Genomic DNA, 17,434 nt, shown 5'->3' on the forward strand with positions numbered 1-17,434 from the left:
AATTCGTAATTCGTAATTCGTAATTCGTAATTCTATAATTATAAATTCGTATCACCCCGCAACTGCCTGAATTTTTTCCTTGCCTCTACAAAATAGATACTGTCTTCGTGGTTGAATAAGATTTGTTCGTATAATGCTTTTGCCTTATCAGTATCTTTCAGTTTTTTATTGTAAATCTCTGCCGAAAAATAAAGCGCTTCATCAATATAGATCCCATCTTTGTGGTTATCGATTATTCCCTGATATTGTGCCAATGCGGCATTATAGTCACCCAGTTTTTCATAAGTTTCGCCAATTCGCAACAGCGTTTCGTCTTCGATTTCCTGGCCTTTGTATTCCTTCAATATCGATTGGAATTGTTCCAGAGCTTCCTTGTTTTTATTTTGATACAGCAAATAATCGCCTCTGGCAAATTTCTTTAACCCGACCTGTGTCGAATCTGCTACCGTATTGTCATTAATTAAAAGAAACAATTCCAAAGCATCATTTGCTATAAGCTGTGTTGAGGCTGACTTTAGTTCCTTAAATTGTTTAAGCGCCCATTCAAAATCGGTTTTGAAATAGCTGGTTTTAGCCGCTTTCAGGCTTGCTTCATGTCCAACGGCATCGTTCTTCAAATCTTCTTCTATCTGGGAATAATAAATCAATGCCTGATTGAATTTTTCTTCATAAAGCAGAATATCGGCCAATTCCATTTTTACATCTGCGGTCTGGTATTTATTCAGAGGCAATTCCAATGCGCGTTTTAAAATGGTTTTTCCTTCTTCCGGATTTTTAAGATTAAAAGTTGCAAAATGAGCTTGTAATATCTGTAACGATAAGGTGTAAGGACTTATTCCGTATTTTTTAACCAATAAATCCAGTTCACTTTTTATGGCTGGATATTCTTTTTCGGGTGCTTTTTGAATTTTCGATTCCATTAAAAAATAATGCGCCCTGATTTGCAAATCCAAATCCTGAGTGTTTTCCAACACAAAGGCAAAAATTTCCTTTGCTGTTTCTTCTTCATTCTCTTCCATTGCCAGTTCGGCCAGGTTTACGATATTCGAAAAAGATTCCGGGTCACGTCTGTAGATGGCCTTTTCCTGGATAAATGCTTTGGCATAATCTTTTTGCTGTACAAAAAACCAGCTTAGGAACTGATTCCAGAATATATCCTGATTTTTCTGGGCACGAACCAGAAGTGCCTTGCGCAATGCCGTATTGAATGTTTCTTCAGCTTCTTCTGTCATGAAACGCGAAAGCTGGTTTTGAATCATGATAGTATTGTTCTGGTTGGAATAGGCTTCTTCCAGAAAGGTGTCAATCATGAGGTCCATCTTGCCCAACTGTCCGTAAATGACAGCCATTTGGTAATTGAATTTGAATTTAGGTTCCAGCTTTATTGCCAGATTATAGGACTCCAGAGCATATTCCAGCAATACTTTTTTCTCGAAAGTGTTGGCCACGGCATAGACGTTGGATGGATTTTCATTAATCTTGCTTATTGCCTGTTCATAAAACTTTTTAGCTTTTCCGGCATCTTTCTGCAATTGATAGTTGTATCCTATCTCAACCAGAAGTGACGGTTGCTTGTATTTTGCATAACGTTCCTGAAGGCGCTTGTCTGCCTGGTCATATTGTTGCAGTTGCTGATAGGATTCTATTATTTTCTGGAAATAAAAACTATTGCCTTGCTGATTTTTCAGCAGTTCGTCAAAACTAATGATGGCTTTTTCAAATTCTCCTTTATCAAAATAATTGATAGCCAACTGTTCGTTTTGTGCAAAAACAAACAGTGACGTAAACAAACTTAAGAATAGGAAAATCTTTTTCATTGTAGTTTAATGCAAAAAGGTATATAACAATGTACTAATATAACAATTTTAAGGCTGAATTAGTACATTGCTACATTAAACTATTGGTTAATTGTTCCTTAATTTATAATATCAAATCCGGTATAGGGACGCAGCACTTCCGGAATCACGATACCTTCCGGTGTCTGATAATTTTCCAGAATACCTGCCAATACCCTAGGCAATGCCAAAGAGCTACCGTTCAGGGTGTGTGCCAAATGGTTTTTACCGTCTTTATCTTTGTAACGCAACTTCAATCGGTTAGACTGGAATGTTTCGAAGTTTGATACCGAACTGATTTCCAGCCAACGGTCTTGCGCTGTTGAAAACACTTCAAAATCATAGGTCATGGCTGATGCAAACCCCATATCTCCTCCGCAAAGACGAAGAATCCTGTAAGGAAGTTTCAGTTCGTTCAGGATGGTTCTTACGTGCTCTACCATACCTTCCAAAGCCTCGTATGATTTTTCCGGATGTTCCACCCTTACAATTTCAACCTTGTCAAATTGGTGCAAGCGGTTCAAACCGCGAACGTGTGCCCCATAAGAACCTGCTTCTCTTCTAAAGCATGGCGTGTAGGCCGTAGCCAGAATTGGAAGTTCGTTTTCCTGCAGAAGAACATCGCGGAATAAATTGGTTACCGGAACTTCTGCTGTTGGAATCAAATAAAGGTCGTCTGTAGCGTCATGATACATTTGTCCTTCTTTGTCCGGAAGCTGTCCTGTTCCGTAAGCCGATGCTTCATTTACAAAATGCGGTACCTGAAATTCCTGGTAACCGGCTTCCGTATTTTTATCTAAGAAATAGGTAATCAGCGCACGTTGCAATTTGGCTCCTTTTCCTTTGTAGACAGGAAATCCCGCACCCGTGATTTTATTTCCTAATTCAAAATCAATAATGTCGTATTTTTTTACCAGTTCCCAGTGTGGCAAAGCTTCGCCATGCAGGTCCGGAATAGCACCTTCCTGCAAAACGGTTACGTTGTCTTCCGGAGTTTTTCCTTCCGGAACAATATCTGCCGGAAGATTTGGAAGCAGGTACAATTGCTCTGTCAACTCGTTTGTATATACGTCAAGTTTTTCAGCCAATTCCTTGCTTTTTTCTTTTAGCGAAGTTGTTTTGGTTTTCAGCAATTCTGCTTTTGCCTTCTCGCCGCTTTTCATCAACTCGCCTATGTCTTTGGATAGCTTATTCGATTCCGACAAAATATTGTCCATTTCAGCCTGTGTCGCTCTTCTTTTTTCATCAAGCTGCACGGCTAGTTCAACAATACTTTTGGCATCCATGTTTCGTTTTGCCAAAGCTTTGAGGACTTTCTCCTGGTTTTCTCTAATAAATGCTATCTGTAACATTGTTCTGGTTTTATAAAGGTAGCAAATTTAAGGAAAAAAGGTTGACAGTTGCAAAGTTAGCGACCAACATAGTGTAAAGTTTTAAATGCGGTTCCTATCCTGATAAATTAACACCTTGTGTGTGATTTATTAATTACATTTGGGAAATTTTTCCCGATTATGAAAAAAATATACCTGCTGCTTGCTTTATCTCTGTCAGGCATTGGCTTTGCGCAAAGTTCCTCTTCGCAAAACCATCAAATAGCTGAGGCAGAACGAAAATCAGCAGTAAAAAAGATTAACTTCAGAAATAACCCCAATACTGAAAATTACGATGTTACTTATCACAGGCTCCGGTTTGAGGTAAATCCAAGCAATTACTATGTTAAGGGGAATGTGACTACCTATTACAGGGCAAAAACAAATATGAGTACTGTTACTTTTGACCTTGCAGATGAATTGACTGTCAGTTCTGTAAAACAAAGAAACACCTCGCTTAGTTTTACGCAAAACGGCACCAATGAATTGGTTATTAACCTGCCTGCCGTTCAAAACACAAACGTACTGGATTCATTGACAATTGTATATGAAGGAGCTCCTCCGGCACAAAGCGACGGATTCAACACTTATACGCATGCCGGAAATCCGGGGCTTTACACCCTTTCTGAGCCTTTTGGAGCCAGAGACTGGTGGCCATGCAAACAGGACCTGAACGACAAAATTGAAAACCTAGACGTATTTATAAAAACCGGTTCCCAATATGTAAGCGTTGCCAACGGAGTTCAAATCAGTTCTGTAAATAATGGAGATGGTACAAAAACCACACATTTCCGTCATGGTTATCCTATTCCGGCCTATCTTGTGGCTATTGCCGTGACCAATTACACCATCTTCACACAACAGGCAGGAACAGCACCACACACCTTCCCGATTGTGAATTACATCTATCCCGAAAGCCAGACCGTTGTCCAAAATGATTTGGCTGTTACCGTGCCTATTATGGATTTGTTTGAGCAGCTGTTTGAGACCTATCCTTTTGCTAACGAAAAATATGGCCATGCGCAATGTTCTCTACCGGGTGGAATGGAACACACTACCGTTTCTTTTATGGGTAGTTTTGGCAGGGATTTGATTGCCCATGAATTAGCCCACCAATGGTTTGGAGATAAAATTACTTGTGGCAGCTGGAAAGATATTTGGCTTAATGAAGGTTTTGCAAGCTATCTGGCCGGTCTTGTTATCGAGGATATGGATGGCGCTACTAATTTTAATTCCTGGAAAAGCGGCTTAATTAATAATATCACTTCGCAACCCGGCGGTGCCGTTTATCTCACAGACAGCGAAGCTTTAGATGCGGGAAGGATTTTTAGCAGCAGGCTGTCTTATGACAAGGGTGCTATGGTTGTGCATATGCTACGCTTTAAACTGGGCGATACTAACTTTTTTCAGGGTATTAAAAACTATCTGGCCGACCCTAGTCTGGCGTATGGCTATGCCGTAACGGAAAACCTAAAAACACATCTGGAGGTTGCTTCCGGAATGGATTTGGATGAATTTTTTAATGATTGGGTGTATGGTCAGGGCTATCCGAGATATACCATAACGGTGAGAAATTTTTCTCCGGGTGTAGCCCGTTTTACTGTAAGCCAGACACAATCCCATTCATCGGTTTCCTTTTTTGAAATGCCGGTTCCGGTTCGTGTAACAGGCACAGGAGGCCAGTCTTTGGATTTGATTTTGGACAATACCACCAACAACCAGACCATCGACAAAAATGTTCCATTTGCGATTACAGGCATTACCTTTAATCCAAAAAGCGACATTATTGCAAGAAACAGTACCGCTACATTAGGAAATGAGGCTTTCGTATTGGATGAAAACGTAAAACTTTATCCTAATCCTGCCTCTCATTCCTTACAGTTAGAACTTCCTGACAATGTAGTGCTTGAAAAAGCGATTTTCTACAATGCCTTGGGACAAATCATAAAGGAAACGGCTTCTCAGACTTCATGGGATGTTTCAGCCTTGCCGGTTGGAGTCAATTTTGTAAAAATAATTACGGATGCCGGAACAAAACAAATGAAGTTTATCAAGGCATAATTGAACCTATAAAAAAGGGCTTCCGAATGGAAGCCCTTTTTCGTTAAAAACATTTATTGTATTGCCTTGATTCGGCTTGCCATAAAAGCAATCAGCACTCCAAAGATTCCGATAAAGGCAAAGGAAAATTGCAGTCCGGCAGCTTCGGCAATAAAACCGATAACCGGAGGCCCCATCAGGAAGCCCAGGAAACTCACACTGGAAACAATGGTTAATGCTTCGCCCGGAGCAACTGTTGCATTCTTTCCGGCAATACTGTATACTGTTGGCACGATCGTCGAAACACCAAGACCTACCAGCATAAAGGCCAAAGTAGACGGAATGAGATAAGGCAAAAAGACCGAGGTAAACAATCCGGTTGAAATGAGCAGTCCGCTAATTTGCAGCACTCTTTTCCGTCCATATTTATAAATTAGACGGTCACCTAAAAATCGTCCGCTCGCCATCATAATCATAAATGAGGTATACCCTAAAATCACTAACGGGCCGGGCGCCTTAACAATTTCCTTAAAATAAACCCCGCTCCAGTCAAACATGACTCCTTCACTCGCCATACAGCAAAAACCAATAATGCCCAACCAGAGCAAGACACCATCCGGTTTGGCAAAAAATTTCTTCTTCTCAGAAGATTTTTTCTCTTTTGCCCTGATTAGGTATTTGTAATTGGCTGCCATCAGTACAAAAACAATAAGGGCGGCTATTACAAAATGTTGAAAAGGCGACAGTTTTAATGCCAGCATTGCAATACCGATTAAGGCTCCTGAAAAACCGGCCGTACTCCAGGCTCCGTGAAACGACGACATGATGGTTCTTTTAAAAAGTCCTTCCGTATAAACTCCCTGCGTATTGACGGCAATATTACTCAGGTTTCCGAAAATTCCAAACAAAAACAGACCCAGAGAAAGTTGCCAGGGTTTTTCTGCCAGGCCAAGATTGGTTAGGGCAATTGCATATAATGCCAATGCGATGAGTAAAATTTTATGGCTTCCGTATTTTGTAACCAGTTTTCCTGAAAAGGGCATAATCATAAGCTGTCCGAAAGGAAGGGCAAAGAGAATGGAACCCAAATCGCTTTCGCTTAGATGAAGTGAAGCCTTAATGTCCGGAATACGGCTTGCCCAGGTGGCAAAACACAATCCCATTCCAAAATAAAAAAGGGAAACCGCCCAACGTATCCGCTTTAAATAAGACTCTTTGGCATGTTTATAGCCTTTAAGTTTGGGACGGGTGTTGAAGGCGTTGATAAATCTGAATTCCATCAATAATTAACAAATTTGTTTGTTCTGATATTTTTTATTGTTGCCAGGCACTGGCTTTGTCTAACAAGCGGATGGCATCTGCATCCAGATTTAGCTCCGGTGCCAGGATGATGCTTTCTAACTGGCTTTTGCTGGTGGCACTCACGATTGGAGCCGTAACCGATGGTCTTTGTATGAGCCATGCCAGCGATACGGCTGCGGGCGTGGCTTTGTATTGGTTTGAAATTTCATCAAGTGCCGCCAGGATTTTCAAACCTCTTTCATCGAAGTATTTGTCCATATCTCCGCCTCTCGGACTTTTACCCAAATCGTCTTTTGTTCTGTATTTTCCGGTCAGGAATCCGCTTTCGAGAGAAAAATAAGTAATTACGCCCAGTCCATTTTCTAACGCCAGCGATTCGTATTGCGTTTCATATTTTTCTCTGGCATATAAATTATAGTGAGGCTGCAGGGTTTCATAACGCGGTAGCCCTTTAGCAACACTGGCTTCTAAAGAAGCGAGAATTCTTTCGGGTGACATGTTTGATGTTCCAATCCAACGAATTTTACCGTCTTTTTGTAATTGGGCATAGGCTTCCAATGTTTCTTCTACCGGAGTTTCTACATCATCAAAATGGGTTTGGTATAAATCGAGGTAATCGGTTCCGAGTCGTTGCAGCGAGTCTTCAACAGCTTTGAGTATGTATTGTTTTTTCAGTCCTTTTCTGCCATCGCCCATATCAGAACCCACTTTGGTGGTCAGGACAATATTGTGGCGGTTTTTCTTTTCTTTCAGCCATTTGCCAATGATTCGTTCTGATTCGCCTCCTGTATTTCCTGGTGCCCAACGTGAGTAAACATCAGCTGTATCAACAAAATTAAAACCTGCTTCTGTAAAGCCGTTTAAAATTTCAAAGGATTTCTTTTCGTCAAGAGTCCATCCAAAAACGTTTCCTCCAAATGCCACAGGATAAATATGCAGGTCTGTATTACCCAATTGTCTTTTTTCCATGATTGTATAAGTTTAGTATAGTTAGCAAGATGCCGGCAATGGCATAAGGCAGAAATAGAGTGGAATGCACGCTGATTCCGTTTCAAAAAGTAAAATTACTTCACAGCGCCTAAACTAAAAATTCCGATTTCAAAGATTAACAAACATTTAAAATATTGAAAAATGAATAATCCCACCGTAAGTAAATAGAAAACACTATTTTTGTTCGCAATTATTGAATCTAAAATTAAAAAATGGAAATAGTTATTAAGCTCTCTCAGTTTTTGTTGAGTTTATCCTTGCTGATTGTATTACACGAATTGGGACACTTTATCCCGGCCAAATTATTTAAGACCCGGGTTGAAAAATTCTACCTTTTCTTTGATGTAAAATTCTCACTGGTCAAGAAAAAAATTGGTGAAACAGTTTACGGAATCGGATGGTTGCCACTAGGCGGCTATGTGAAAATTGCAGGGATGATTGACGAGAGCATGGACAAGGAACAAATGGCACTTCCGCCACAGCCTTGGGAATTCCGTTCCAAGCCGGCCTGGCAACGACTTATCATTATGTTGGGCGGGGTTACAGTCAACTTTATTCTGGCAATTATCATTTACATAGGTATGGCTTATGTTTATGGCAATACGTATATTTCGAATTCTGAACTAAAAGACGGAATTTGGGTAGCGAGTCCAATAGGAGAGAAAATCGGATTCAAAACCGGCGACAAGATTATTGCTGTTGATGGCAAGAAGGTAGAAAAATTTGACGACGTACAATACAATGTCAATTTTGCCAAAACGGCTACTATTGAAAGAAATGGCGCTGTACAGGAAATCAAACTTCCGGTAGACTTACTGTCCAAAATTATGAAAGAAGAGAGAAGCTACCTGAAATTGCGTGTTCCGTTTACGGTAGCCAATATTTCGGAAGATTCTCCAAATACAAACACCCTTAAAAAAGGAGATATTATCCTAAGTATTGACAGTAAGAAAATGAAATATGCCGATGAGATTTTAGCTTTTAATGAAGCTAATGCGGGCAAAACATTTGATGCGGTCGTTTTTAGAGATGAAAAAGAACAGCCTGTAAAAGTAACGGTTGGTAAGGATGGAAAATTGGGCGTAATGCAAGGCGGACTTAAACCTGAGAACCTTGAAAAATTAGGTTACTATAAAATAAGCCGTGAAACTTTTTCTCTTGCAGAATCATTTCCGGCAGGTATTCAAAGAAGCAAAGACGAGTTGGGCCGTTATTTCACTCAGCTAAAAGCTATTGTTAACCCTGATACGGGAGCTTACAAAGGCGTAGGAGGCTTCTATGCCATTTTTAATGTTTTTCCTAGCGTTTGGAGTTGGGAATACTTTTGGACGATTACAGCTTTCCTATCGATTATGCTAGGTGTAATGAACCTTTTACCGATTCCGGCATTGGACGGTGGCCATGTGATGTTTTTATTGTTTGAAATCATCACAAGAAAGAAACCGAGCGAAAAATTCTTGGAAAGAGCGCAAGTTGTTGGTTTCTTTATACTTATAGCACTGGTACTCTTTGCTAACGGCAATGACATTTATAAAGCCATCGTGAAATAGAAAAAAAATTGAAAAATTTCTTCAATTTTATTTGCAAGAAATAAATTTCGCCTTATATTTGCACCGCTTTAAAAGGCAATACGCCTTCCTCCTTAGCTCAGTTGGTTAGAGCATCTGACTGTTAATCAGAGGGTCCTTGGTTCGAGCCCAAGAGGGGGAGCAGAAAAAAATCCTGATAGAAATATCAGGATTTTTTGTTTTTATACTTTTCTTAAACTTCCCTTCCCAACTTAAATATTTATCTCTTCTAAAAACCTTTTCATAGATTCAGGTTTACATCTTTGTAATCAAAATTTAACCTTTTCATTTTTTAACCAATTTTTTCTTCATAATTTTTAGTTCTCTTTTTTGCTACCTTTATAACAAACTTAACCTCAAAAACTACATTATGAAAAAAAACATTCTCTTTTGTACTGTATTTCTAGCTTCATTTTTAGGTTTTGCCCGAAGCCCATTACCAGCAACCAGCCTAATTGGAGGTATAAAATCCGACGCTACCTATGCTACTCCTTCTAATTCTACAGAATTGACCATAATCTATCTAAGTGATTATGCCACATTAGAAAGTGCTATTGATTTTTTAAACAGCTCTACTACCTTCCATACATTGGTTATAGACAAGAGTGTAACCGTGGTTAGCGACAAAACAGTTAGCGAAAAGAAAGCGCTTAAATTCCTGAAAGGAAACATAATAACCGTACCCAATTCAAAAACCCTTACTATTAACAGCTCAATTGATGCTGGAATTTATCAAATATTCAACTGTTTGGGAACAGGTAAAACAGATGGATTTCCTCAAATTGACCAAACCTATCCTCAATGGTGGCAAACCTATGATGAAAATCCGCAAGCAGATTGGTCTGATTCAATCCAGAGAGCTGTAAATTTTTACCCTAAGGTTTATTTTCCTGCTAGGGTTCAGAATAGCACTTCTTATAGTGTTGGATATCCCGTTTTTAAAACCGTTTATCTTGATTTAAATAAAAGAAATCTAAATCATGACAGAACCAGTTACCATCTTTACAGCTCAGGTGGTATTCATCTTGAAACTGCAGGTAGCAGCCCGGAATTTACAGGCTTTGTATTCAAATGCATTAATATTCCCCAATACGGATTCGATAAAGCAATAATATTTGAAAATCTTATTTTCTACTGCACAAATGGTCTTGAATTCGTTGGAGGTTCAATTAATAACACCCCGCCCTATAATGCTGTTGACAACTTTGGAGACGAATATTATGCAATAACAAAAGTCAAGATAATAAACTGCAACTTTATCGGTAAGACAACAGCCGCTGGCAATAATGATACCGGAATTGCACTCTCGTTTAAGAAAGCTTATGATTGTGAAATTGCAAATAATAAGATAGAAAATTTTAATATTGGAATCAAATTAGAGGGGTCAGACCTAAACACTATTAGCAATAACCGATTTATAGGTTTTTGGAAATATGCAATCCTGGATTTAAGTAGAATACACGATCCACAAGGCTTGAACTTTCAGATTGGTTCTCAAAATTTAATTTTCCATAACGACATTTTAGACTACAGAGGACCCGCAGAAAAAGGTGCCTTTATAAAAAGTAATTCACATCACATTATTATCAGGGATAATTTTCTTGAAAACAATCCTTTTTACGGTCCTGACCTCGTAAGAGCATTTATTGACTGTACAAATGCAGATTTGACCAATCTGAATGTACCACTTGTAGTAGATATTACGGGCAATCGTATAAGTGAAGGAGCACAATATTCGTATCTAATAAATGAAGATTTTAAAAGTTTAAACTTAATTGAAGCACCGCTTTCTTTACCATCGAATAGAATTGCAAAATCGAGTTTTGCGGTCAATTCCAATATATTTACTCCAACCCGCAACATCCCTATAACATTTGGTGAATTACCAAAAATCATCAATTTTAGTAATGCAACTTCTTTTAGGGAATGGCAATCGTTCAAAACTTCCAATATAATTGAAAATTCATTTGATGGTTCTATGATTATAAATCCCTCGAATATTTCTGATCTAGGGATGACCTTTAGTCAAACAACTCGATTTAATCCGAAAGTCATCAAATTAAAAGGAGATACAGCTAATTTTAGCAGAATACAGATAAGTCAAAAAATAACTGAGGAATCCAATGACACCAATGTATTGCCAAAAAAATTAAAAATCAAAATAGTTGTACGCAATGGACGTGCCTCCGATGTTGAAGACTTTTATTTTACAATTTCCAAAGCTTTACGCCCAACCTCAACTGAATGGGAAGGAAGAGGCCGGTATTTGAGCTCCAATACATCAGACCCTAATTATAATAATTTCAATATTTATGAAATAACCCCTACTATTTCATTCGATTCGAATTCAGATTATTTTATGTCAATAGATGCCAAATATGATTCTGAAGTAAAATCAATCATTATTGAACCTCTAGTAGATGTAATTCAAATCCAAGATGCTTCAGTTGCTGAGGGTGGATTATTGGCTTTTCCTATCACACTTAGCAATCCGTTACCAAATGATGTGACACTTACATTTGCTTATACTAACATTTCTGCTGCCGCAAACGATTATACCTTTGTGGCCAGCAAAACAATAACTGCCGGAACAACATCAGAAGTTATTAAAATACAAACTACTAATGATACAGCTGTTGAATCAGACGAAACTTTTAAATTGAGCATTGCCTCTGCGACAAATTTTACAGGAGACATTAGCGATACTGCAATTGGAACAATACTAAATAATGACTTCGCTCCTAAAAGTGCAGAAAACAATACCGTCAAAGACATAACCAAAACTGAAGAACTGTACAAAATCAATATTGATAGCGAGATAAAAGTCTATCCAAATCCGGTTAAAGACATTCTTAATTTTGAAATTAAAAAAACCGATTCTTTGACAAATGTTGAGATATATGATGAGACAGGTAAATTCATAGACGATTTAACCAAGAAAATAAACAATAATGCTGTTGATATATCTTCTCTTCCTCATGGAAGTTATATTGTAAAAATCATAACTGTAAGCAACAAATCTGAAGTGATTATTAAAAAATAAGCTTCTTATACAAGAACTGCTTTAGAAATACCTTAAATCAAAAAAATCCTGATATTTCTATCAGGATTTTTTTATAATATTCTCAATCAGCAGTTTTCAATCAAATCCATAACCTTAAGCTTCATAAATATAAGGTATTTCAAAAACGACCTTAGCACCTAAAACCTTCTCATCTTTATCTTTTATGGTATCGGTTTGTACGACAAAGTCCTGATTTTTGGTGTAACTAATCAACCGTTCTTTGGTAATTGTCATTGCCAACGACTTGTGGTTGCTTATGGTTTTCGGGGCATCAAATCCTTTTCCGTTATCGAAAATTTCAAAAAACAGTTTCCCTTCTTTGAGGTAAAAGCGAATATCAATTTTACCGTTTTGGTCTTTATCGGCCAGACCGTGTTTTATGGCATTCTCAATAAAAGGCTGTGTGAGCATGGGCGGCAAAAACAAGGACTCTTTATCAATGGCTTCATCAACAACAAGCGTAAAACTGAATTTGTTATTGTATAAAAGCTGTTGGATGGACAGATAGTTTTCCATCATGGCTACTTCTTCTTCTAACGAAATATAATTTTCGTTTGAATTCTCCAGAATCTGTCGGGTCAGTATCGAAAACTTACTGAGGTACCTTATGGATTCTTCCTCTTTCTTTTCGCGAATCAGTCCCTGGATATTACTAATTGAATTAAAAATAAAATGCGGGTTCATTTGGGTAATGAGCAGTTTTTGCTTTATCTGGTTTTTCTCAAGTTTTGCAATCTCCTGCTTTTGCTTTGTATTTCTGTAATAAAAATAACCGCCAATCAGCAATACGAGAAGCGCTCCGGAAAGCCCTATTAGCCAATTGTTTTTAACCTCCGCTTTCTTTTGCGCTGCCAGTTTGTAATTTAATTCTTTTTTCTCGAAATCGTATTTGAGCAGCTGTTGCTCCAGCGCATTCTTTGACGCCTGGATTTGGCTGGAATCTACTATCTTTTCATGAAACTGATACATTTCAAGGGCTCTTTCAAAATTTTTGGTCGCTTTGCTAATATCATAAATAAGCTTTGCACCTTGATCCTGAAGGTCAATGCTTCCCGTTTTTTTGCTTAACGTAAAGCCTTTCTCTGCATACAACGCTGCTTTGTTCAGATCACCTTTTTTAATATACAAATTAGCCAGGCCATGATAAGCGGCGGTCAAAGCCGCATCGTTTGTAGCGGCTGTCAGTTCTTTTATAGTGAAGATTTCATTAAATATTTTTTCTGCTTCGTCCAACTTACCGAGCTGCACTTTTGCATTTCCTAATCGGGATAAAACAAGACCTGTGATGGTATAGTTTTTTATTTTTCTGGATATCTGTAAGGCCTTATTGCAATATTCTACCGATTCTTCATACTTTTTAAGAGATGCATAAGAATAGGCTATATTGGCATAGGCCAAAGATTTAAGATAGCTGGTATGGTCATTGGGCTCCTGCGCATAGGAATCATCATAAAAACGAATTGCCTTTTGATTGTAACTTATCGCTTTTTGATGTTGCTTCTGACCGATATAAATCTGTCCGAGTCCGGAATAGGCATAAGCCAGATCATCTACATAATATTCTTTGTCTTTTTCAAAATATTTGATGGCGTCAAATATCAGCGGAATGGCCTTGTCGTCCTGATTCATTCGGACATATAGTGCTGCTTTCGTCAGCATATTGGCGTACATCTCATCATACGCTTTTACCGACTTAAACAGGGCTATACTTTTATCGTGATACACCAATCCTTTTTCGCGTTCTTTTGTAAAAGAATATTCCGTTCCTACAGTAGAATAATAGCTGGCCAGCCAGAGCGTGTACTTCTTTTTCAATTCTGGAGTATTGCTTTTTTTATAATTCTCCAAAGCAATTTTTCCCAACATATTATTCAGGACATAATAATTCTTGTCCTGTTCCATATAATGATAATCCATAGCCTCGCTAATAGCTCTCAATTTTGTCGTATCATGAAGCTTCGGATTGCTTATCAGGGTTTTTATCGAATCGATGACCCTGTCTTGTGAATAGGAGACAGAAAAAGTAAATAAAAGCAGTAGGAATAAAGCTGATTTTGTAATTCTATACATAGGGCTGGAATAGATTAGTCATTAATTGAATTCCAAATGTAACCAATTAATAAGAATATTTTTAAGGCAGCACATCCGGTTTGTTTAGTTTGTTATTGTAAGATTTCTCTAAAAAAGTATAAAATACTTTTAAAAAAAATAGCAGAAATTTATAGGTATACTAAATACTTATGAAAAAGTTTCTACGCAATAACAGTCTTACTTTAGTTTTCCTTTTACTTTTTATGGGTTCGTTGGTTGGGCAGGTCTTTTGCGGGTACCAGGAACACAATAAAGAACTACTACAAGACGGAGCTATTCCCATAAGACTTTGGACTTATTTACATTCAGGACATTTCATCCAATCGACATTTGAAAACTGGGAAAGCGAATTCCTGCAAATGGCTTTGTTTGTAGTGTTGACCATCTTTTTGCAACAGAAAGGCTCTTCAGAGTCAAAAGATTTTGATAAGGCAGAAGCTGTAGACCGTGAACCCTCCAAAAACAGAAAGGATGCTCCCTGGCCGGTCAAAATGGGAGGATGGATTATGGAACTCTACAAACATTCATTGACTATTGTCCTATTTCTGCTTTTTCTCGCTTCATTTGTATTGCATTTTTACGGAAGCCTTAAAGACGAAAACGAACAGCTTTTATTGAAAGGCCTGCCATTGGAAAAGCCACTGGAATACCTTGGCGATACCCGGTTCTGGTTCGAATCTTTTCAAAACTGGCAGAGCGAATTTTTGTCGGTTATGGCAATTATAGTACTTTCTATTTTTTTACGACAAAAAGGCTCCTCTCAATCCAAACCGGTTGATGCTCCAAATCAGGAAACAGGAGAAGGATAATAGTATTTAAATACGAAAAAGAAAAGTTCCTTTATCCAGCCCGGAAGTATGGAACTGCCAGTTGATTTTTAAGACCTTACTATTTTTGTGATATTTTTCTTATTTTTATATTTCTAATAACCTATCCTGAAATACATTTATAAATCAGAACTCATTTTATATCTATACTTATGAATAAATATTCTCTCGAAATATCTTCAAATCCATACTCTTTCTCCGAACTAAATATATTTATCCAAGATGCTTACAATGACATAGTTGCTAACACTTCTATTGAAGTTAATTGTTGGTGGGATTCGGGAAACAACAACTTAAAACAATTACTTATTTCTTTTGGAATTGTAATGTCAAATGGTCCTATTTATATAGTAAATGGGGCAGAAAAAATCCTTAAAACCGCATGTAAAGAAACACCAATTTTAGCTATTTGTCATTTAGCAGGTTTGATTATATTAGCAAAAAATTCTAAGGCAAACATTTCATGTCAAACTGAAAATGACAAGGTTACAGTTTGGATTGAGTTTTAGAGGTTTTGGTATAGTTTACTCACATGTATCGAAATTAGTCGGTTCATAACACAATTTTATCAAAATTACTTTTTCTCTTCTAATCAAAAATTATCATCTTTAACAAGATTCTTTATATCCTAAAAAGAAAAGTTCCCTTATCCAATCCCGAAGTATGAAACTGCCAGTTGATTTTTAAGACCTCATGCAAAGACTGTTTCAGCACTTCAAAATCATTAGGTTTTTTGATATAGATGTTGGCTCCTCCTACAAAAGTTTTGTGGATGTCCTTTTCTGCTCCGGAAGTAGAGTAAATAGCAATAGATAAGTCCTTAAATTTAGAATGCCGGCGTATTTCCGAAAGACAATCGTCGTATTTGGTACACAACATATTCAAATCTAAAAACAAGATATGTGGCAATTTTTTTTCGTGCGAATCGTGAAGGTAATCCAACAACTCATCTCCTTTACTAAAAAGGGTCAGTTCAACATCCAATCCAAGTTCTTCAATTGCATCACGAAATAATTCACGGTCTTCCAGGTCGTCATCCGCTAGTGCGATATGCATTTTCTCTTCTTTTTCCATAAAAAAATGTATTTCTAATTGGTATAGGCAATCTTTTTACGTTCACTGATAATCTTTTTGAAAGCCGAAGGCGACAAGCCTGTCACTTTTTTAAATTGTCCCGAAAGGTGGGCAACACTACTATAGCTTAACAAATAAGAAATTTCTGTTAGTGATAATTCCTGCAATAAAAGCTTTTTGGCACGCTCTATTTTTTGCAGTATGATATAGTTTTCAATTGAAGTATGTGTATATTCAGAAAACACCGCAGAAATATAATTGTAATTCATCTGCAGACGCTCCGCCAGATAACAGGAAATTTTCGACATTGGGAGTTTGTCCCGTCCCACCATTTCAATAATTGTATTTTTAATCCTTTGGATAAGCTGTCCTTTTTGGTCATTCAATAAATCAATACCATAACGTTGCAGATTATTTCTAAGCGTAAGAAAAAGAGGGGCAGGCACATTTTTCTGAATTATTATCTCACCCAGATCCTCCACCTCATAACCAATACCCAATTCTTCCAATTGTTCTTGCAATATTGTCTGGCAGGCTCTATTGATATCATATCTGACGTAAGTCTTTTTCATAATTAAAAGCAGTTATCTTTATCATAAATATAGCAAATAATTAATCCATTGAACAGAATTTTAGCAATCAATTAGTAATGGTTCACCATTTTGTTGAATTACAGAAACAAAATGCTATAAAAACACCTGAAGTTTCAATAATCGTGATTTGTTTTTTATTTTTGCACTGACGGCCTCGTAGTTCAATGGATAGAATGGGAGTTTCCTAAACTTTTGATGCAGGTTCGATCCCCGCCGAGGCTACTGAATAACCCTGATTTGTTCTGACAACAGATTAGGGTTTTGTTTTTAAAAAAAGTGCAAACAGGAATTACTTCTCGTGTTAAGAAGAAAAGGTATTTCTTTTATATGTGAACCGCTCTATTTTGTAGGTATCAGACCTTTGTTTACTAAGAACTTCGCAATTTCCAAACACTATAATCTATTTTTCGGCATATTAAATCCCCTAAGTTTTTCCATCACAAATACCAGTTATACTTCTATATTACCACTTATTCCCGATATCCAGCCAGTTATTACTTTATGATTGCCATCACCTTAGTAAATACTCATCTTTGCTATTATAAAAATGTATGGCTGTCTAAGGAATTATCACTGACAGCATCTGAATGACACCGTTCAAAAAAGTGTCTCTCGCATCATTCTTCATGTGATTAGGGATTAGTATTAATAGGATGTAAAAAATGAGAGACACTTTTTAT

General features: G+C 37.4%; 12 protein-coding genes and 2 tRNA genes. 7 read left to right on the forward strand and 7 right to left on the reverse strand.

The genetic code is table 11. The features are described from left to right. Nucleotides 1–38 precede the first annotated feature (38 nt). Together B0G92_RS01825 and serS are read right to left on the reverse strand one after the other, a co-directional pair. Nucleotides 39–1,817, reverse strand: coding sequence for a tetratricopeptide repeat protein (locus tag B0G92_RS01825; protein WP_101470895.1), 1,779 nt, complete (start codon nt 1,815–1,817; stop codon nt 39–41). Between the two features lie 98 nt (nt 1,818–1,915). Then, nucleotides 1,916–3,187: a serine--tRNA ligase gene (gene serS, locus B0G92_RS01830; protein ID WP_101470896.1), complete on the reverse strand. Its 1,272-nt coding sequence runs from the start codon at nt 3,185–3,187 to the stop codon at nt 1,916–1,918. A 159-nt stretch (nt 3,188–3,346) separates the two neighbouring features. Here serS and B0G92_RS01835 point away from each other — a divergent pair, with 159 nt between their 5' ends. After that, complete coding sequence (locus B0G92_RS01835; protein ID WP_101470897.1) at nt 3,347–5,266, forward strand: M1 family metallopeptidase; 1,920 nt, start codon at nt 3,347–3,349, stop codon at nt 5,264–5,266. Nucleotides 5,267–5,319: 53 nt separating this feature from the next. Here the strand turns inward: B0G92_RS01835 and B0G92_RS01840 are convergent, their stop codons facing one another. Together B0G92_RS01840 and B0G92_RS01845 are read right to left on the reverse strand one after the other, a co-directional pair. After that, nucleotides 5,320–6,525: an MFS transporter gene (locus B0G92_RS01840; RefSeq protein ID WP_101470898.1), complete on the reverse strand. Its 1,206-nt coding sequence runs from the start codon at nt 6,523–6,525 to the stop codon at nt 5,320–5,322. Nucleotides 6,526–6,559: 34 nt separating this feature from the next. Beyond that, nucleotides 6,560–7,516 carry an aldo/keto reductase gene (locus B0G92_RS01845; protein WP_101470899.1) on the reverse strand — a complete coding sequence of 319 codons (957 nt, stop codon included), beginning with the start codon at nt 7,514–7,516 and terminating at the stop codon, nt 6,560–6,562. Between the two features lie 233 nt (nt 7,517–7,749). Between B0G92_RS01845 and rseP the strand changes: the two genes are divergently transcribed. The 3 genes from rseP to B0G92_RS01860 all read left to right on the forward strand — a co-directional run bounded on the left by rseP (nt 7,750) and on the right by B0G92_RS01860 (nt 12,148). Further along, on the forward strand, nt 7,750–9,087 hold the full coding sequence (gene rseP / locus B0G92_RS01850) for an RIP metalloprotease RseP (protein ID WP_101470900.1): 1,338 nt from the start codon (nt 7,750–7,752) through the stop codon (nt 9,085–9,087). Nucleotides 9,088–9,173: 86 nt separating this feature from the next. Further along, nucleotides 9,174–9,247 (forward strand) — tRNA-Asn (locus B0G92_RS01855). A 228-nt stretch (nt 9,248–9,475) separates the two neighbouring features. After that, nucleotides 9,476–12,148 (forward strand): T9SS type A sorting domain-containing protein, encoded by a 2,673-nt coding sequence (locus B0G92_RS01860; protein WP_101470901.1) that lies wholly within the window; start codon nt 9,476–9,478, stop codon nt 12,146–12,148. Between the two features lie 114 nt (nt 12,149–12,262). Here the strand turns inward: B0G92_RS01860 and B0G92_RS01865 are convergent, their stop codons facing one another. Then, nucleotides 12,263–14,239: a tetratricopeptide repeat-containing sensor histidine kinase gene (locus B0G92_RS01865; protein WP_101470902.1), complete on the reverse strand. Its 1,977-nt coding sequence runs from the start codon at nt 14,237–14,239 to the stop codon at nt 12,263–12,265. A gap of 170 nt (nt 14,240–14,409) precedes the next feature. On the opposite strand from B0G92_RS01865, the gene B0G92_RS01870 reads away from it, so the two are divergent. Beyond that, nucleotides 14,410–15,069 (forward strand): DUF6766 family protein, encoded by a 660-nt coding sequence (locus B0G92_RS01870; protein WP_101470903.1) that lies wholly within the window; start codon nt 14,410–14,412, stop codon nt 15,067–15,069. 170 nt (nt 15,070–15,239) lie between these two features. Continuing rightward, a complete protein-coding gene (locus tag B0G92_RS01875; protein ID WP_101470904.1) occupies nt 15,240–15,596 on the forward strand; it encodes a hypothetical protein in 357 nt (118 codons plus the stop codon). A gap of 112 nt (nt 15,597–15,708) precedes the next feature. On the opposite strand, the gene B0G92_RS01880 is transcribed toward B0G92_RS01875, so the two are convergent. Together B0G92_RS01880 and B0G92_RS01885 are read right to left on the reverse strand one after the other, a co-directional pair. Continuing rightward, on the reverse strand, nt 15,709–16,161 hold the full coding sequence (locus B0G92_RS01880; protein WP_245867660.1) for a response regulator: 453 nt from the start codon (nt 16,159–16,161) through the stop codon (nt 15,709–15,711). Between the two features lie 14 nt (nt 16,162–16,175). Further along, the gene (locus tag B0G92_RS01885; RefSeq protein ID WP_101470905.1) at nt 16,176–16,733 is read right to left on the reverse strand and encodes a helix-turn-helix domain-containing protein; all 558 of its coding nucleotides are present in this window, start codon (nt 16,731–16,733) and stop codon (nt 16,176–16,178) included. A 171-nt stretch (nt 16,734–16,904) separates the two neighbouring features. On the opposite strand from B0G92_RS01885, the gene B0G92_RS01890 reads away from it, so the two are divergent. Continuing rightward, a tRNA-Arg gene (locus B0G92_RS01890) sits at nt 16,905–16,976 on the forward strand. Nucleotides 16,977–17,434: the final 458 nt, after the last annotated feature.

The sequence above is a fragment of the Flavobacterium lindanitolerans genome, assembly GCF_002846575.1.
In the GTDB taxonomy this organism is placed as follows: domain Bacteria; phylum Bacteroidota; class Bacteroidia; order Flavobacteriales; family Flavobacteriaceae; genus Flavobacterium; species Flavobacterium lindanitolerans.